At 45.0% G+C, this 16,894-nt stretch carries 18 protein-coding genes and 1 tRNA gene; 11 read left to right on the plus strand and 8 right to left on the minus strand.

The window, feature by feature from the left end; all coding sequences use genetic code 11:
• Positions 1 to 37: 37 nt before the first annotated feature.
• Positions 38 to 529, minus strand: a complete 492-nt coding sequence (gene lrp / locus BM359_RS03130; protein WP_054487866.1) for a leucine-responsive transcriptional regulator Lrp — start codon at positions 527 to 529, stop codon at positions 38 to 40.
• 141 nt (positions 530 to 670) lie between these two features.
• Here lrp and ald point away from each other — a divergent pair, with 141 nt between their 5' ends.
• From ald to infA, 5 genes are all read left to right on the plus strand, one after another.
• Entirely contained in the window at positions 671 to 1,798 is a 1,128-nt protein-coding gene (gene ald, locus BM359_RS03135; protein WP_054487867.1) for an alanine dehydrogenase, read from the plus strand.
• A gap of 145 nt (positions 1,799 to 1,943) precedes the next feature.
• Positions 1,944 to 2,903, plus strand: coding sequence for a thioredoxin-disulfide reductase (gene trxB, locus BM359_RS03140; protein ID WP_054487869.1), 960 nt, complete (start codon positions 1,944 to 1,946; stop codon positions 2,901 to 2,903).
• Between the two features lie 9 nt (positions 2,904 to 2,912).
• Positions 2,913 to 3,623, plus strand: coding sequence for a leucyl/phenylalanyl-tRNA--protein transferase (aat, locus tag BM359_RS03145; protein ID WP_054487871.1), 711 nt, complete (start codon positions 2,913 to 2,915; stop codon positions 3,621 to 3,623).
• Positions 3,623 to 4,333 (plus strand): arginyltransferase, encoded by a 711-nt coding sequence (locus tag BM359_RS03150; protein ID WP_054487873.1) that lies wholly within the window; start codon positions 3,623 to 3,625, stop codon positions 4,331 to 4,333. The genes aat and BM359_RS03150 overlap by 1 nt, the downstream gene beginning before the upstream one ends.
• 27 nt (positions 4,334 to 4,360) lie before the next feature.
• The gene (gene infA / locus BM359_RS03155) at positions 4,361 to 4,579 is read left to right on the plus strand and encodes a translation initiation factor IF-1 (protein ID WP_054487875.1); all 219 of its coding nucleotides are present in this window, start codon (positions 4,361 to 4,363) and stop codon (positions 4,577 to 4,579) included.
• Positions 4,580 to 4,650: 71 nt separating this feature from the next.
• Here infA and clpA read toward each other — a convergent pair whose 3' ends face one another.
• Both clpA and clpS read right to left on the minus strand, forming a co-directional pair.
• Positions 4,651 to 6,918 carry an ATP-dependent Clp protease ATP-binding subunit ClpA gene (gene clpA / locus BM359_RS03160; RefSeq protein ID WP_054487877.1) on the minus strand — a complete coding sequence of 756 codons (2,268 nt, stop codon included), beginning with the start codon at positions 6,916 to 6,918 and terminating at the stop codon, positions 4,651 to 4,653.
• A 27-nt stretch (positions 6,919 to 6,945) separates the two neighbouring features.
• A complete protein-coding gene (clpS, locus tag BM359_RS03165) occupies positions 6,946 to 7,254 on the minus strand; it encodes an ATP-dependent Clp protease adapter ClpS (protein ID WP_011233927.1) in 309 nt (102 codons plus the stop codon).
• 213 nt (positions 7,255 to 7,467) lie between these two features.
• On the opposite strand from clpS, the gene cspD reads away from it, so the two are divergent.
• A complete protein-coding gene (cspD, locus tag BM359_RS03170) occupies positions 7,468 to 7,683 on the plus strand; it encodes a cold shock domain-containing protein CspD (RefSeq protein WP_054487879.1) in 216 nt (71 codons plus the stop codon).
• 74 nt (positions 7,684 to 7,757) lie between these two features.
• Here the strand turns inward: cspD and yejK are convergent, their stop codons facing one another.
• Complete coding sequence (gene yejK, locus BM359_RS03175) at positions 7,758 to 8,801, minus strand: nucleoid-associated protein YejK (protein WP_054487883.1); 1,044 nt, start codon at positions 8,799 to 8,801, stop codon at positions 7,758 to 7,760.
• Positions 8,802 to 8,868: 67 nt separating this feature from the next.
• Here yejK and BM359_RS03180 point away from each other — a divergent pair, with 67 nt between their 5' ends.
• The gene (locus tag BM359_RS03180) at positions 8,869 to 10,503 is read left to right on the plus strand and encodes a DUF3413 domain-containing protein (protein WP_054487885.1); all 1,635 of its coding nucleotides are present in this window, start codon (positions 8,869 to 8,871) and stop codon (positions 10,501 to 10,503) included.
• Positions 10,504 to 10,589: 86 nt separating this feature from the next.
• Positions 10,590 to 10,666: transfer RNA gene (locus BM359_RS03185), tRNA-Pro, on the plus strand.
• Between the two features lie 27 nt (positions 10,667 to 10,693).
• Here BM359_RS03185 and BM359_RS03190 read toward each other — a convergent pair.
• Positions 10,694 to 11,752: a Fic family protein gene (locus BM359_RS03190; protein ID WP_054487887.1), complete on the minus strand. Its 1,059-nt coding sequence runs from the start codon at positions 11,750 to 11,752 to the stop codon at positions 10,694 to 10,696.
• A gap of 125 nt (positions 11,753 to 11,877) precedes the next feature.
• On the opposite strand from BM359_RS03190, the gene BM359_RS03195 reads away from it, so the two are divergent.
• Positions 11,878 to 13,791, plus strand: coding sequence for a methyl-accepting chemotaxis protein (locus BM359_RS03195; protein WP_074930761.1), 1,914 nt, complete (start codon positions 11,878 to 11,880; stop codon positions 13,789 to 13,791).
• Here the strand turns inward: BM359_RS03195 and BM359_RS03200 are convergent.
• Both BM359_RS03200 and BM359_RS03205 read right to left on the minus strand, forming a co-directional pair.
• Positions 13,781 to 14,185, minus strand: a complete 405-nt coding sequence (locus tag BM359_RS03200) for an HIT domain-containing protein (protein WP_054487894.1) — start codon at positions 14,183 to 14,185, stop codon at positions 13,781 to 13,783. The genes BM359_RS03195 and BM359_RS03200 overlap by 11 nt on opposite strands.
• Positions 14,186 to 14,202: 17 nt before the next feature.
• Positions 14,203 to 14,694: an alpha/beta fold hydrolase gene (locus BM359_RS03205; RefSeq protein ID WP_054487896.1), complete on the minus strand. Its 492-nt coding sequence runs from the start codon at positions 14,692 to 14,694 to the stop codon at positions 14,203 to 14,205.
• Positions 14,695 to 14,772: 78 nt separating this feature from the next.
• Between BM359_RS03205 and BM359_RS03210 the strand changes: the two genes are divergently transcribed.
• The gene (locus BM359_RS03210) at positions 14,773 to 15,642 is read left to right on the plus strand and encodes a hypothetical protein (RefSeq protein ID WP_054487898.1); all 870 of its coding nucleotides are present in this window, start codon (positions 14,773 to 14,775) and stop codon (positions 15,640 to 15,642) included.
• An 11-nt stretch (positions 15,643 to 15,653) separates the two neighbouring features.
• Entirely contained in the window at positions 15,654 to 16,487 is an 834-nt protein-coding gene (locus tag BM359_RS03215) for a TIGR02285 family protein (protein ID WP_054487900.1), read from the plus strand.
• Here BM359_RS03215 and BM359_RS03220 read toward each other — a convergent pair.
• The gene (locus BM359_RS03220) at positions 16,484 to 16,867 is read right to left on the minus strand and encodes a glutaredoxin family protein (protein WP_054487902.1); all 384 of its coding nucleotides are present in this window, start codon (positions 16,865 to 16,867) and stop codon (positions 16,484 to 16,486) included. The genes BM359_RS03215 and BM359_RS03220 overlap by 4 nt on opposite strands.
• Positions 16,868 to 16,894 lie beyond the last annotated feature (27 nt).

The following is a 16,894-nucleotide window of genomic DNA, read 5'->3' on the forward strand; positions in this document are numbered from 1 at the left end:
AGTATCCGCATGATTGTAGCGGATGTCAGCCCTAATGTTACCCCTTTACTAATACTTTATTTTCCTGTTTTACCTCTTCCATGACCACATAAGTTCGTGACTCATCAACCCCGGGCATCATTAACAAAGTTTCACCCAGTAATTTACGATATGCACGCATATCGGGAACTCGCGCCTTTATCAGAAAATCGAAATCACCCGCCACTAAATGGCACTCTAGAATTTCATCCGTTTTTCGTGCTGCCTCACTAAACTCCGCAAAAGCGTCTGCGGAAGTTCGCGTCAACGTTATTTCAACGAAAACCATCAGGTTAGCACCTAATTTAGCAGGATTAATTTTAGCATGGTAACTTTCTATAACCTGTTCTCGCTCCAGCTTGCGGACACGCTCCAGGCAGGCTGTCTGACTAAGGCCTACACGCCTTGCCAGCTCCACGTTTGACATGCGTCCATCGTCTTGCAATAGACGAAGGATCTTCCTGTCAGTTTTATCAATAGTGACTTCTACGGGCTGCTCGGCATTAAACATCATAATTCTCTAAATAATTAACTTTAAATAGTGTATCACACCAAAAAATAACTTAAAAAAAGTAAGTAATACACTAGGGTTTACGTCTATAATTTGCGCCAAATAATTTCCCTTAAACACGAAAATTTTAAGAGGCAGACAATGCTAATTGGTGTACCAAAAGAAATTAAAAACCACGAATACCGCATCGGCTTAACACCTGCTGCTGTGCGCGAGTATGTGGAGAATGGCCACGACGTTATCGTTGAAAACAACGGTGGTGCTGCTATTGGCTTCACGAACGAACAATACATGGAAGCCGGCGCGACTATTATTGATACACCAGAAGAGATTTTCCAGCGTGCCGACATGATTGTTAAAGTAAAAGAACCTCAGCCAAACGAATGCAAAATGCTTCGTGAAGGCCAAATTCTTTATACTTTCCTGCATTTAGCACCGGACCCAACTCAAACGGAGTTACTGGGTAAAGCAGGTTGTACTGCTATTGCTTACGAAACGGTCACCGATAACCGCAATGGTTTGCCTCTTTTAGCACCTATGAGTGAAGTTGCCGGTCGTATGTCAATTCAGGCAGGTGCACACTACTTAGAAAAAGCACACGGTGGCAGCGGTACCTTATTAGGTGGCGTTCCTGGCGTAGCGCCGGGCAAAGTACTGATCATCGGTGGTGGTGTTGTTGGAACTAACGCTGCAAAAATGGCTATTGGCCTGGGTGCTGAAGTCACTATTCTAGATCGCTCTCTGCCTCGCTTACGTGAACTGGATGATATTTTCGCCGGCCGTGTACAAACGGTTTACTCTACCGTTGATGCCATCGATAAATATTCCCAGGAAGCCGATTTAGTCGTTGGCGCGGTTCTTATTCCCGGCGCTGCAGCACCTAAACTGCTTACGCGTGAAAACATCAGTAAGATGAAACCCGGTTCAGTACTGGTTGACGTAGCTATTGACCAGGGCGGTTGTTTTGAAACATCAAAAGCGACAACGCACCAGGACCCTGTTTACATCATTGATGACGTTGTTCACTACTGCGTCGCTAATATGCCAGGTGGCGTTGCACGTACCTCTACTATCGCTCTTAACAATGCAACTTTACCTTACGGTATTGCACTTGCGAACAAAGGCGTTAAAGCCATGTTGGAAAACGAGCACCTGTTACGCGGCCTGAATATGCACAAGGGTAAAATTACCTACAAAGCCATTCACGACGACTTGGGTCAGCAGTTAGGTCTGGACTACCAGGACCCACGCGAAGCTCTGCAGGGTTAATACTGACTCTAATAGAAACAAGCCCGTGAACAAAAGTTTGCGGGCTTTTTTGTTGCGGTTCTTGTCGGTCAAGCTTGTAAACCCTACAATCAATCCCCATAGCTAAATAATAAACAATCAAAAACGCATTAATGGAGTTTTTCTAATGGCTGAAGCCAAACACTGTAAGTTACTTATTCTGGGATCAGGACCTGCTGGCTATACAGCTGCAGTCTATGCTGCACGCGCTAATTTAAACCCTGTTATGGTGACAGGTATGCAACAAGGTGGGCAGTTGACTACCACGACCGATGTTGAGAACTGGCCCGGGGACGCAGAAGGTCTGACCGGTCCTGATCTTATGGTGCGTATGCAAAAGCATGCGGAACGTTTTGATACAGAAATTGTGTTTGATCATATCAGTAGCGTCGATTTTTCTAAGCGCCCTTTCCAGTTAAAAGGTGACGTTGGCGAGTATACCGCGGACTCAGTTATTATCAGCACGGGCGCTTCAGCTAAGTACTTAGGCTTAGATTCAGAAGAAGCCTTCATGGGTAAAGGCGTTTCAGCTTGCGCAACCTGTGACGGCTTTTTCTACAAAAAGCAAAAGGTCTGCGTTGTCGGCGGTGGTAACACAGCCGTTGAGGAAGCCCTGTACCTGTCGAACATTGCCAGCGAAGTGCACGTTATTCATCGCCGCGACACTTTCCGTGCGGAGAAAATCCTGGTTGACCGGCTGCATGAAAAAGAGCAAAACGGAAACGTTACCTTCCACCTCAACAAAACCTTAGATGAAGTTCTGGGTGATGATGCTGGCGTTACCGGTGTTCGTATTAAAGACACCAAAGACGGCAATACAGAAGAGCTGGAAGTCGCTGGTTGCTTCATTGCTATTGGACACCAGCCAAATACCGGTATTTTTGACGGCGAACTGGAAATGCAGGACGGTTACATTCAGGTGCAGAGCGGTCTTCAGGGCAATGCAACGGCAACCAGTGTACCGGGTGTTTTCGCTGCAGGTGATGTCATGGATCATATCTACCGTCAGGCTATTACTTCTGCAGGCACAGGCTGTATGGCTGCATTGGATGCCGAGCGTTACCTTGACGCACTGACTAAGTCTTAGTCGTCTACAGTGATTGTCCAGCTCGATCCGGCATCGATCAGTTTCCCACCAACAGCGACAGCTTTGCACGAACCCAATGGGCTACTCGCTGTCGGTGGTGATTTATCGCCGGGTCGGCTAATACACGCTTATCAACAAGGTATATTTCCCTGGTTTTCTGATAACGACCCTATTCTTTGGTGGTCTCCCAACCCCAGAGCCGTCTTTTTTCCGGACAAAATTCACATCAGCCGCTCTCTTGCCAAGGCAAACCGGAAACCAAACTGGCAAATCAGTATTAACCGTTGTTTCGTTGATGTTGTTCGTGCCTGTGCCGATCAGCGTTCAGAGAACGAAGGTACCTGGATAACCGAAGAAATGATTGAGGCTTATTGCAAACTTCACCAGTTAGGTCATGCACACTCGGTCGAGGTTTGGTTCGATAACGAACTCGCCGGCGGTTTATATGGTATTTCTGTTGGTCGTGCATTTTGTGGAGAAAGCATGTTTCATTACAAAACTGATGCCTCTAAAATTGCATTAGTGCGCTTTGCCCAGCATTTTAATAACTGTGGCGGACAACTTATCGATTGCCAGGTCGGTAACCCTCATTTATTTTCATTGGGGGCGGTTAATCTGCATCGGGAACGCTTTTTAATGAAATTGAATATAGCTCAACAACAGTCCATGCCGGAAACTTTCTGGCAAACTCGCGAGCTTTCTAATTTCGGAGAATTGTAGTGCAGTTTGGAGTGACGAAAGAAAGCCAGTGTCACTATTTAACGGCACAAGACGAACGTCTCGTTGTCGCCCTCCCCAATGAGTTGGAACCACTTAACGCCGATCTTTACCAGCAATTAATGCAACACGGCTTTCGAAGAAGTCACAACGACGTTTACCGCCCTCATTGTCGTTTATGCAGCGCCTGCCAGTCTCTCCGGGTAGTTGTGCCCGAGTTTCGCTTTAGTAAGAATCAAAAGCGACTGTTAAACAAAAACAGTGACTTAACTCTTAGTATTAAACAAGCACCGGAGGCTGACTATGATGAGCTATTCTCGCGCTTTATTAATGAACGTCACTCTGACGGCGAGATGTACCCGCCGGACCCTGATAAGTTTTGGAACTGGGTTTCATGTGACTGGTTAACTCCGGAGCTATTAGAATGGCGTAATGACCATGAAGAGCTCATTATTGTGTCGGTTGTCGACAGAACCGCGGACACCATGTCAGCAGTTTATACGTTCTTTAATCCTGATCACGACAAACGCTCACCGGGAACATACGCCGTACTGGAAATGCTCCGCTTAGCGCAGCAAAGACAGGTATCACGATTGTATCTTGGGTACCAAATTGATGACTGCAAGAAGATGAATTATAAGACTCGATTTGCGCCATATGAACGACTGGTTGGCAATCATTGGAAAAAAGAGCTAAAATCGCACACACTTTAGGCTTCAAACAAATATTAGAGGATTTTAATGGCGAAAGAAGACAGTATTGAGATGCAAGGAACGGTTCTTGAAACCCTTCCTAACACTATGTTCCGAGTAGAGTTGGAAAATGGTCATGTGGTTACTGCCCATATTTCAGGAAAAATGCGCAAGCACTATATCCGCATCCTGACAGGCGATACCGTGACTGTACAGTTAACTCCGTACGACCTGACTAAAGGCCGCATCGTCTTCCGCGCACGTTAATCCGCACTGAGGATTAAAAAAACCGGCCTGGTTAACGGGCCGGTTTTTTCATTTCTGACTGACGTCCTAAATTAGCCTTCGACAGTTTCGTTCTTACTGTCGTAGTCAAAGGTTAATCCGTCTTTGTCGTTCGCGCTGACCTTCACGCTTCCGCCACGGGCAAGCTTACCGAACAGAATTTCATTGGCTAACGTCTTTTTCAGGTGTTCCTGGATAACCCGGCTCATTGGACGGGCACCCATTTCCTTGTCATAGCCCTTCTCTGCTATCCAGGCATGAGCTGAAGGATCAACCTCAAGAGAAACGCCTTTCTTATCCAACTGAGCCTGCAACTCGCAAATAAACTTATCAACGACTTGTTCAAGCACTTCCGGCGTCAGGTGGTTAAACCAAACAATACCGTCCAGGCGGTTACGAAATTCCGGCGTGAAAATGTTGTTAATTTCAGCAAGCGCATCAAAACTGTGATCCTGCTGCTTAAAGCCAATAGATTTACGAACAGTTTCGCGCACACCTGCGTTTGTTGTCATAACAATAATGACGTTGCGGAAATCAGCCTTACGGCCATTATTATCCGTTAAAGTACCGTTATCCATTACCTGCAGCAGTATGTTGAATACATCGCTGTGAGCCTTTTCAAGCTCATCCAGCAACAACACACAGTGTGGCTGCTTGATAACCGCATCGGTTAACAAACCACCCTGCTCATAGCCGACATAACCGGGAGGTGCACCGATTAAGCGACTCACTGCGTGGCGTTCCATGTATTCCGACATATCAAAGCGTACCAGCTCAATGCCCATAGCTTTAGCCAGTTGCTGAGTAACTTCCGTTTTACCAACACCCGTTGGGCCGGCAAAAATGAAAGAACCTATTGGCTGGTTTTCGTTAGCAAGGCCTGAGCGTGACAAGCGAATAGCCGCTGTCAGCTTATCAATCGCTTCATCCTGACCAAAGACAACCATTTTCAGATTGCGATCAAGCTGTTTCAATAAGTCTTGATCGGACTGAGAGATCGACTGCTCTGGAATACGGGCTATTTTCGCAATAATGGTTTCAATATCCGATACACCGACCGTTTTACGACGTTTCGATGGCGGCAGTAAACGCTGTGAAGCACCGGCTTCATCCATGACATCGATGGCTTTATCCGGTAAATGCCGTTCATTAATGTATTTAGCAGAGAGTTCTGCCGCTGCTTTAATAGCTGGCTGCGTGTAGCGAATGCCATGATGGCTTTCGTATCTCTCTTTTAGACCCATTAATATTTTTGTGGTGTCTTCCACTGAAGGTTCAACCACATCTACTTTCTGGAAGCGGCGAACTAATGCTCTGTCTTTTTCAAAAACGTTCTTAAATTCGTTATATGTCGTCGAACCAATGCATTTTAACTGACCACTGGAAAGCAGAGGTTTTATCAGGTTAGACGCATCCAATACACCACCGCTGGCCGCACCGGCCCCAATAATGGTATGAATTTCATCGATAAATAAAATGGCATGCTCTTTTTCCTGAAGCTCTTTCAAAAGCATTTTAAAACGCTTCTCAAAATCACCCCGGTATTTTGTTCCCGCCAGCAGGTCACCCATATCCAGTGAATAGATGGTTGCATCGGAGAGAATTTCAGGAACTTCGCCCTTAATAATTCGGTAAGCCAGGCCTTCGGCTATGGCTGTTTTACCCACACCGGCTTCACCCACTAAAAGCGGGTTGTTTTTGCGCCGACGGCAGAGAATTTGAGCGCAACGCTCAAGCTCGTAATCGCGGCCTATCAGTGGGTCTATTTTGCCTTCTTTAGCCTGCACATTAAGGTTAGAGCAGAAGCGTTGTAAATAACTCTGCTGCTCGTCATTACCTTTCATGGCCTCTTCTTCGACCATTTCTTCATCTATCGGCTCGTCATCAATACGAGATATTCCGTGTGAAATGAAGTTAACAATATCCAGCCGGGTAATGTCGTTCTTATTCAATAAATAAACAGCTTGGGATTCTTGCTCACTAAAAATAGCGACAAGAACGTTCGCTCCGGTAACCTCAGCGTTGCCAGAAGACTGCACATGAAACACAGCGCGCTGCAGCACACGTTGGAAGCCTAATGTCGGCTGTGTATCAGGACTTTCCTCGTCAGGACCGAACAATGGTGTACTACGGTCAATGTAACTCAGCAGTTCTTCTTTCAATTGTTGAAAGTTTGCCCCACAGGCACGAAGCGCTTCAGATGCATCTGGGTTATCCAGCAATGCAACCAATAAGTGCTCAACTGTCATCAGTTCATGATTACGTTCGCGCGCTAGCCGAAACGCATCGTTTAGCGTTAATTCAAGGGCTTTATTCAACATAGACCACTCCTTCCCAGACAACTCGGCTCATTCCTGCTCCATAGTACACAATAACGGATGCTGATTTTCCCGAGCGTATTGGTTTACCTGTACGACTTTAGTTTCGGCGATTTCCGCAGAATATACACCGCAAACGGCCTTCCCTTTATAATGCACCTGTAACATGGTGTCCGTGGCGCGCTCCTGATCCATCTTAAAAAATCTCATCAACACTTCAATCACAAAATCCATGGGCGTGTAGTCATCGTTATTAATGATGACTTTGTACATGGATGGTGGCTTGAGCTCCTGCTTTTCCTCTGTATCGCTAAGGTGCTGGTGGTCAAACTGACTCATTTATTAACAACCTGCCATAATAATAGTTTTAAATTTACCCGAAATGATAAAAAAACAACCAAAATATTAACAACGTAGGTTATTTTTTAAACTTTAGGGCTTGACTAATCACTCACGTCACCTAGAGTTAAACATGGTGCTAAATCGGCGATTTTTCAAGCCACCGCACCTAATAATAATAAACTATCTGTTACAGAAGAAGGATGTAGAAGTATGGCTACCGGAAAAGTCAAATGGTTCAATAATTCGAAAGGCTTCGGCTTTATCGAAAGCGAGGACCGCGAAGGTGATATTTTCGCTCACTATTCAACCATTGAGATGGAAGGCTATCGCACACTGAAAGCGGGACAACCCGTAGAGTTCGAACTCGAGGAAGGTCCCAAAGGTTTGCACGCCAACAACATTGTTCCCGGTCCTGCCGATAAATAATACCGGCTTAACCAAACAATTAAGTGCCTTTAAAACGCCGGCTTGTCCGGCGTTTTAATTCACTAAAACATCTTCTAACTATCTATACCAAAATAACGCCGTAATTGATCACGTAAATTCGGTGGCGTCCCGTTTATTGTCAACGTATCAGTGGCTGCATCGTAATGCACTCTCTCACCTAAGGCTGTGTGATCAAAGCCGACACTAACACCGCCCCCCTGCCCCTGAAACTTCACCAGCTTACGCAATGTCGACTTATCCGCCGGAAAATCATCAACTAATTCGCGTGAATTCTGTTCTGCAAAATCTTTAGAGAAGCTTTCAAAGCTTTTTTCTGCAGGATAGGCTTCTGCAAACTGCTCTGAGAGATCTTTAATTTTTACCGTATCGCCTTGCTTCCATTGGTCGTCACAGTATTCATAAGCGGCTTTGCTTAATGCTTGCCGTTGCTCATTCTCCAGCTCGGACTGCTTGGCATACTCTTGCACAGAATCAACCAGTTGTTGTGTATGAGCTTTTGAATTTAAGCGCTCGGTACAGCCTAAAAAATCTAAAAAGAAATCGGAAACCTTACGTCCGGCACGACCTTTAATAAAAGAAATGTATCTTTCGCTTTCAGGCGCCGTTTTCCATTCGGTTAAATCAATTCGTGCCGCTAACTGTACTTTTGTAATATCAAGTTGAGACGAGCGGTCAACAGCTAAGTCAGGGTTAATTGTGACCCCTTCCTTTACCGGTAAGAAACACACCAATAAATATTCAGTACTAATGTGCTGGTAACGAGTAACCAACAGGAAGCCCGCTTCCAATAAGTTATAGTTTTGCAGCTCTTCTAAAAGTAACTTGGCAGACTGCTGACTGAACTCAACAAAGTCCAGTTGTCCGTCATACCAGGAGGTTAGCTGCTCGGGGAAAGGCCCCGGCTCGCCCTCTTCGCCTTCTTTTATAAAGCTGGCATAACCTTTTGCAGGTTTGCTGGTATAGACATCCGTTAACTCAACTAATAAGTCATGTAACTGGTCATCTTCCGTTAACGCTGAGGGAGCCAGTCGCAAGCCGACCTGCCCGTCATTTTGGTAAAACTGGTGAATAATGCTTTCTTCTATCCGCAATTGCATAACGGGGACTATCCTTGCTGTTTTGCTGTGTTACTATACCGACATTGTAACACGGGACTGACGAACGATGGGAAAGTACCAACGTAGAGATAAAATTGCCCGACTAATAAGCTGGGGACATTGGTTTACCTTTGCCAATATCATTCTTTGCTTATTTATTGGCCTTTTATATATTGAAGCGGCTCCCAAGCCATCTAGTGCTATTGGCAACCTCTATATGTTGGTTAGCTGGGTTGGCCACTTTGCATTTTTGCCCTTCGTTTTCTTTATCATTCTGATATTTCCATTCTGTCTGGTTGTCCCATACTCAAAGATACTTAGAGGTTTTGCCGCATTAATAACCTCGTTCGGCCTGATAGCACTTATCGCCGACGCATTATTTTTCCGTCAATACGGTTATCATTTAAATACCTATTCTCTGGCGCAAATGACCCGGGACGCCGAGGCAGTATTCACCGGAGCCAGTTTCGTTATCATTTCTGCCATTTTACTTGGCTTCCTGCTTATTGTCGGTATTCAGCTTCTGCTCGCTAATTTAGCCTGGAAGCGTCTCGATGATCTGCAAAACCGTAAAATTGGTGCTCCGGTCACAGCGGTTTTTGTTCTATGCTTTTTTGTTAGTCACAGCGTTCATGTGTGGGCTGATGCGGTGCTTTACGACCCCATTACGCAACAAGACGACATGTTCCCCTTGTCCTACCCGACAACGGCAAAAACCTTAATGGCGAAACACGGGGTAATAGACGTTGAAAGTTATCAGGCCAGACAGCAAATGCTCATGGCGACTGATCAGATCAAACTAAAATACCCTCAGCAGCCCCTACTGTGTTCAAAAACCGACACACAACAGTCAACCACTCTTGTACTCTTCGACCGGGCAAGTTCCGACATACAGCAGGTATTAGAGACTCTGGCAGCGAAACACCGGCTGGAGAAGCCGAATCTGCAATTGCTGGCACACCCTAACCGCGAAGGTGGTCTGTTTCAGGTTCTGTATGGTCTGCCCGACTTTTATCAGGAATCTATTGAGCGTCAGCAACTCACTCCGGCGTATCTGAAGCCGCTGAATGACTTTAACTTTGATATTCGCTGGTATCATAGTCAAAGCTGGGAAGATTCACTTAGCCTGAGCCAGTTCAACAGTGATTGGCACAGCCAAAATCTCACAGAGTTTTCGGCCCGTAGTCAAAATCAACTGAATGTTGTTCTAATGACCGAAAGCGATATTTCAGCACTAGACAAGGTACTTCAGCAAACGGCAGGCCATCAGTTGCTGATAACATCCTTATCACCCGCACAAAGTGAAGAGTTGTTAGGGAATAAGCAGTTTGCACTTGAGAATATGCAAGTACCGCTTTGGCAGCGTAACTACCAACTGGCTGATCAACCGATTGCCGGGCTAATGGACATTGTACCAACCATGCTGGAAAGCCGAATTTCCTGCGCCGGCTCTCATAAAAACTATACAAACGGCGAAAGCCTGCAAACACTTAAACGCCGCTGGCCTTTAGTTGAGACCTACAGTCCTTACATTGTTATCTACGATGAAAAAGAGATTACGATTCTGGATAACAGTGGTCAGTTTAGTGTATACAGCAGCGACAAATTTGAATTGAAGAAACAAGCCGAGCCACCGGTTCCTGTGCTGATTGACGCACTTAAAGACTTAAAGCGCTTTAGCAAAACGGAAGAAACCAATTAATTGATGAAAATAGCAGCAGTTGACTGCCCTAAACCGCGTTCGTGCTTGCTAATTCAGACCAATACAGTAACATAGCACTCCTCGGTCGGCGTGTAGCGCAGCCTGGTAGCGCACTGTCATGGGGTGTCAGGGGTCGGAGGTTCAAATCCTCTCACGCCGACCAATTCTTCCTAGTTTTATCAAACTCTTTTTAATTCCAGTCGGCAGGCAAGCTCAGCTGCTCTTCTATTTCGGTTGTTACTCTCCAGTAGCCTCCTCTGGCAGAACCTTTTCGAACTAACAAGCCCTGATCTTTCAGTTTTGAAATGTGTTTTTCCACCGCCCGCGAAGAAATATTCAACACCTCTGCCACTCTGGCCGCGCTCCAGTCAGGTTGTTCATTAAGTAGTCTAAGAACCATATTTCTTGTATTTACACCAGAATAAGCTCGCTTCTCCGAACCATTAACCGAACAAAACAACGAACTTTTAACCGAACCTTCGGCTTGCTGGAGAGTTAAAGCATTAGCGGCATTACTCTCTTTTTTAGCAGTCGCTTTAGCTGTCTCGGATTTAACTGTGCGGGAAATTGTCTGCTGCATACAGCTCAGAACGAATTCAACCATCGGCACCTTGTCATTCTCTGCAATTGATCGTCTTAAGCAGTCAAGGTACTCATCTTTACTGGCTTTAAATGTCTCTTCAAAACTCAACCATGCAACGGCCGGATGCCAGTCCGCAAGAATGAGGCTAAACCAGAGCCTCCCGATACAACCATTTGCCACAGAAAAAGGCTGGATAAACTCAAATTGCTGCAAAAATATCGCCGCTTTAAGCAATGGATGTTCGTCGCTTTGCTGCAGCCAGTTAAGCAGATCTTTGACCGACTTTCGGGCTTGCCCGGCCGGCGCAGTCATATGTACAAGTTTATTATTCTGATAAACGCCCATTCCGGTAGCACGATAGCTACCAGCACTTGGAGTGACACCTGCACAAACTAACTGATGAGCATTCTTTAAGTCAGCCTCTGAAGAAAAGCTCCACTGCGCCAACTGCGTATAAGCTTCATTTAAACGAATGTTCTGCAACAATTGTGATTGTTCTTCAATGCCGACCGAAGCAAATACTTTCAACGGCATTTGTTGAGACTGAAACTCTGCTAAGTCGCTACCCTCTGACTCTAACAAAGCCAGCCATCGTCCAAATTCAGTACTAATTTGCGCCACTAGGTTAACGCATCGACTGGTAATCAAATAATCTGGTGTTGCCATTATTCTTTTAGTAACCCAAGAGGTTACTCTCCGTTATTTGTTCTAATATTTGTATTATTCTGGTCGATACAACATCTATCAGCTTAACGCATATAATTGCGGTCGGGTAACTATTTGAGGTTCTCATGAATTTACAGAATAAACTCACTCTCAGCATGGCAATTGCGTTAACCACGTTGCTTGTCATAGCCCTGGGAATATCAACCTTCATGATGCGTTCTTTAATTGAAGAGCGTGTAACCAAACAAGAACTCCCGGCCACACTGGGTGAAATTAGGGGGGAAGTTGGCCAATTAATAGCGACTCCAATGTTAATTTCCCAGGAACTGGCTAATAACCAGTATTTAATTGACGCATTAAAGAATGGTGAGTCGCAAACCGATCAAAACGAAATTGTTAGCTACCTTAACCGTATTTACCAGCAGAGAAATGCCGTGGCAGCATTTACGGTCAGCGCCGAAAGTAACAACTATTACACCGCAGAAGGTCTATTTAAAACCGTTTCAGCTAACGAAGAAAGAGACCAGTGGTTTTTCGACTTTGTAGAAAGTAATACCGAGCAAGAACTTAATTTTGATGTTGATGAACAGTCTGGAATTCCCACTGTTTTTGTCAACGTTCGTATTCAGGATAACGGGCGCACTCTTGGCGTCGGTGGTATAGGGCAAAGCCTCGAAGCACTGCAAAATGCCATTGCCGATTTTAATGTGGGAGAAAATGGTATTGCTTACCTGGTAGACGCTGAGGGGCGCATTCAAATTCACCCTCGCATTAGTGACTTTCGACAGTTGTCATCGGAAGTCGGCAATAAAGTCGCGAATAAATTAATGAGTAATAATGAAGTAGAAATTGATTACACCAGCCAAAGTGGCGATGACCTCATTGTAGCCAGTACCAACCTGCCTAACAGTGACTGGCGAATTGTCATTGAACTGCCGGAAGATGAACTTTATTCAGGCCTGAACAAGACCATTACTGCAATTGTTTTTATCAGTTTAGTCATTGGGCTGGGCTTTGTAATTGCAAGTTGGTTTTATGCCCGCCGTATTGTTCGTCCTATTAAATATGTCGCTAATAGCCTCAACAGAATGTCCAATGAAGGCGGTGACTTGACTCAGCATTTAGATATAGAGAGTAATGACGAAGTCGGTGACCTGGCGAAAGGCTTTAATGCTTTTATAGCCAACTTAGGCAGTATTATTACCCACGTTCGAAATACAGCCTACGAAGTTAATGAAAAAGTACAAACTATTGATAAGTCCATGCTGCAAATTGATGGTTTGTCTTCTGAACAGGAAAACAAAACCGACCAAGTTGCGGTGGCTATGAACGAAATGGAAACCACTGTCAGGGAAATAGCTGAAAACGCAAACCAGACGGCCAATCATGCCAGTGAGTCGCGAACGACCACCTCGCAGAATCAGGAGCAGTTGCAACTGGCCGTGGAAACCATGCAGGAACTATCAACTTCCATGCAAAGTGCCGCAAGCTCAGTTGAGCAGCTCGCCGATGAAGTAGCCAGTATTGTTACGGTAATTGATACAATTCAGGGTATTTCCGAACAAACCAATTTGCTCGCATTAAATGCAGCCATTGAATCAGCGCGCGCCGGTGAGGCGGGACGAGGCTTTGCTGTTGTAGCTGACGAGGTTCGTACCCTGTCTCAACGCACCAGCCAGTCAACCGAAGAAATACGGGAAAAAATTTCGCGTCTACAAAAAGGGTCTAAGTCCGCCGTTTCAGCTATGGAAACCAACCGAACCCAGGCAGATAGCACCAGCGAGCGTATTCTGAACGCAAATCAAAAACTTAATGAGTTAGTTGTGCTCATACAGGAAACCGCAGATATGAGCACGCAGATTGCCACCGCAACGGAAGAGCAGGCATCGGTCAGTCAGGACGTCGCTAAGAACATTCAGGCAATTGCAGATTTCTCCAGTCAGGTTTCAACGGCGGTTAAAGGCAGTCACAACGAGTGTGATCAAATGTCTGCACTCGCAGATAGCCTGCGCAACCAACTGGAGCAGTTTAAAACGTAATATCAGCAAATACCGATTGCAGCCGTGCTACCTCCCCATCATTCAGAGGTTGCATTGGCTGCTTCCCCCATACCGGAGCCGGCCAGGCAACATCCGTTTGAAAACGTGCAATGTGGTGCACATGCAACTGCGGAACCACATTGCCTAGCGCCGCAACATTCAGCTTGTCCGGTTGGTATTCTGCTTTTAACCAATGGCACAAAAAACGACTTTCTCTTAACAACTGCAGTTGGTCGTCTTCACTTAAATCAATTACTTCGCGCACATCGGCCACTTTCGGCACTAGCAAAAACCAGGGAAACTGTCCGTCATCCATTACCCTGACTTCACATAATGGCCAGTCAGCTAAATGGTAACTGTCTCTGGCTAATTCCTGAGCTATTGTGAATGACATAAAACCACCCTTATTCTTTAAAGTGTTTGAAGAAAACGTTTAAACAGTGCGTTAGTCTGCTGCAGGCTGTCAACTAAACGATGGTCGTCATCAACGACGTGCAACTGCGAGTGAGTTCTTTTAGCGTAGCGCCAACTGTTTTCTACCGGGACAATATCATCGTTCCAGCCGTGGACAATTTCCGTTACGCAAGTTGGCGTTATTTTGTCAAAGTCGGCTTCACCACCTAAATAAAAGGCCGGCGCCATTAAAAACAAGCCTTTGCAATCAGGTGCTTCTGCTGCAACAGTCGCGACATAGCCTCCCATACTCGAACCAACGAGCACAAAAGGCTCTGGTATAGAGCGAATAGCTTGCTTCAAAGTGTCCACACGTTGGTCTGGATTATCAATGCCCTGATAATCAATACTGCTCACTTCCATTCCCAAAGTTTCAGCTGTTTTTGCTAATACTTTGATCTTAGTCCCCCAGGGACCGCTTTCTTTACCGTGATTAAAAATAACCTGCATTTAACAATTGCCTATTTTTCTATGCTTAGATAAATTGGAATGAACGTTAATCATTTGATAACAAAGTTACCCCATATCATGACAGTAAAATTAAACAGCGTGAAACTGTTAATTTGTTTCTTATTATTGAGCGGCAGTGCAATTGCTCAAGAAGATGAGCTGTCCGCGCCCTTGATTTTTGGCGTCAATGAGTCTCCCCCCTTTCATATTACGCAGGGAGACCAGGTGAATAGCGGTTTTTGTGATGTTTTGGTTGAAACCATCAAGGCCGAACTGCCCGATACTGATCAGGTTATTCGTAAAATGCCGCATGGTCGAATCCGAACCATTATGAAACGCGAAGGCAGCATGTGCTTTCCCTGCATGATAAACCGTACCAGCTACAACCCTAACTACTACTTTAGCAAAACCACACATTTGTACGCTCCTCACGGCATTATTACCCGCGCTTCTCTGGCTAAAGACATTACAGAGAGATACGGCAACCCTGTGTCACTTGAAAAGCTACTAGCCGAGTCTGAATTGCGTTTCGCTCAACCTGTTGGCCGCCGTTACGGTGATATTCAACACCTTATTGATGAGCATTTGGTGGGTACCAAACACCATAAACAAGTATATGGCGAACTTGCGTTATACAATTTACTTGCCATGATCCTTATTAACAGAGTTGATTTTACCATCGACTACGAAATGATGATTCAGTCATACCAACGGAACGCGGGAGCTCAAAAGAGTAAGGAAGCTCTTAGCTTTATTCCAATAAAAGAATATGAAGGCAAAGTCATTAGAGGAGCTGTCGGTTGCAGTAATAACGAATGGGGTAAGAACGCAACTCAATTGATTGATAAGGCCATTAATGACATCCGTCGTAATAAGGATTTTCAACAAAGCCTTGATTACTGGTTGGGTACGGACAGGCCTAAGTTAAACGAGCTAACAACCAAATGAGGGTAGACTCTATGAGTTTTCAAAAGCTAGTAACTGCTCTTTTTTTTACCCTGTTGCTTTGTCAAAACAGTCACGCTGCGTATGAAGAAGATATTATATGGGGAGTAAATTCATCGCCTCCTTTTCATATTTTTTATGGCGAATATAAAGACCTTGGCTTTTGTGACGCCTTAGTTACAGCGTTTCAGCGTCAACTCCCTGAGCTGTCCCACAAAATACGTAAGTTACCATCCCGTCGAATTACCATGCTCATGAGAAAGAATAAAAACCTGTGCTTTCCCTGCCTAATTAAAAAAACAAACTACAACTCGGAGTTTAGTTACACCGAAACAACTCATCTCTATCAGCCTCATGGCATTATTACTCGTGCATCCATCGCTTCTCGAATTATAAAAAACTATGGCCAGCCCGTTGTATTTTCACAGTTAGTGAAAGATCCGGATTTACGCTTTGCACAGCCCACTGAAAGGCGATACGGCCGATTACAGGCTGTTCTTGAAGAGCACCTGATTGATTCAGATAACTTTAGTTTCATTAGCGGCGATAATGCAAATGTTAACCTATTAACGATGATCGTGAACGAGCGAATCGACTACACCATCGATTACAGCAGCATTATGACCTACTACAATGAAACTCAAAGTAAACGAAGTGAATTAGTATTCTTGCCAATCGCCGAGTACGACAATGAATTCATAGAAGGTGCAGTTGGTTGCAGCAATAATGAATGGGGCCGCAAGGCTGTCAACCAACTCAATCGAGTTATTCCTCAGATAAAAACCGACCCGGACTTCCAACGCGCTCTGGATAAGTGGATGGGAAGTAACCGCCCCAGAACAAACTAAGCGAAACGGTTTTCTAAATACTGGTTAATATCGTCAGATTCGTACATCCACTGTACTTTATCACCCTCTTCAATTCGCAGGCATGGCACTTTAACGCGTCCGCCACCATTCAATAACGCATTGCGATGCTCATCGTTATTCTTTGCGTCTCGTAACTCAATGTTCAAATTAAGACGGGCTATTTCTTTGCGAACTTTCACACAAAACGGACACGCAGCAAACTGATACAAGGCAAGTGACTTGCACGCTTCGTCAACTTGCTTTTGCTCTTGTTCTGAGCGTTCTTTTCCCTTTGGCGTTGTTAATTTTTCAACCAATAACACTATGGGTGTCAAAACAAGTCGCAAACCCCGGAAAAAGTAACGAATAATAATTCTCATAAATACAACCAAATAGCTTGTTTAAGA

Source organism: Idiomarina abyssalis, from assembly GCF_900116625.1.
Classification (GTDB): Bacteria; Pseudomonadota; Gammaproteobacteria; order Enterobacterales; family Alteromonadaceae; genus Idiomarina; species Idiomarina abyssalis.

What these genes read in the sequence shown, in the direction of transcription:
- BM359_RS03215 (WP_054487900.1), top strand. Translation starts at nt 15,654, where the DNA reads ATGAGTTTTCAAAAGCTAGTAACTGCTCTTTTTTTTACCCTGTTGCTT.
- BM359_RS03180 (WP_054487885.1), top strand. Translation starts at nt 8,869, where the DNA reads ATGGGAAAGTACCAACGTAGAGATAAAATTGCCCGACTAATAAGCTGG.
- BM359_RS03205 (WP_054487896.1), bottom strand. Translation starts at nt 14,694, where the DNA reads ATGCAGGTTATTTTTAATCACGGTAAAGAAAGCGGTCCCTGGGGGACT.
- clpS (WP_011233927.1), bottom strand. Translation starts at nt 7,254, where the DNA reads ATGAGTCAGTTTGACCACCAGCACCTTAGCGATACAGAGGAAAAGCAG.
- BM359_RS03210 (WP_054487898.1), top strand. Translation starts at nt 14,773, where the DNA reads ATGACAGTAAAATTAAACAGCGTGAAACTGTTAATTTGTTTCTTATTA.
- cspD (WP_054487879.1), top strand. Translation starts at nt 7,468, where the DNA reads ATGGCTACCGGAAAAGTCAAATGGTTCAATAATTCGAAAGGCTTCGGC.
- clpA (WP_054487877.1), bottom strand. Translation starts at nt 6,918, where the DNA reads ATGTTGAATAAAGCCCTTGAATTAACGCTAAACGATGCGTTTCGGCTA.
- ald (WP_054487867.1), top strand. Translation starts at nt 671, where the DNA reads ATGCTAATTGGTGTACCAAAAGAAATTAAAAACCACGAATACCGCATC.
- BM359_RS03195 (WP_074930761.1), top strand. Translation starts at nt 11,878, where the DNA reads ATGAATTTACAGAATAAACTCACTCTCAGCATGGCAATTGCGTTAACC.
- BM359_RS03190 (WP_054487887.1), bottom strand. Translation starts at nt 11,752, where the DNA reads ATGGCAACACCAGATTATTTGATTACCAGTCGATGCGTTAACCTAGTG.
- BM359_RS03200 (WP_054487894.1), bottom strand. Translation starts at nt 14,185, where the DNA reads ATGTCATTCACAATAGCTCAGGAATTAGCCAGAGACAGTTACCATTTA.
- trxB (WP_054487869.1), top strand. Translation starts at nt 1,944, where the DNA reads ATGGCTGAAGCCAAACACTGTAAGTTACTTATTCTGGGATCAGGACCT.
- lrp (WP_054487866.1), bottom strand. Translation starts at nt 529, where the DNA reads ATGTTTAATGCCGAGCAGCCCGTAGAAGTCACTATTGATAAAACTGAC.
- yejK (WP_054487883.1), bottom strand. Translation starts at nt 8,801, where the DNA reads ATGCAATTGCGGATAGAAGAAAGCATTATTCACCAGTTTTACCAAAAT.
- infA (WP_054487875.1), top strand. Translation starts at nt 4,361, where the DNA reads ATGGCGAAAGAAGACAGTATTGAGATGCAAGGAACGGTTCTTGAAACC.
- BM359_RS03220 (WP_054487902.1), bottom strand. Translation starts at nt 16,867, where the DNA reads ATGAGAATTATTATTCGTTACTTTTTCCGGGGTTTGCGACTTGTTTTG.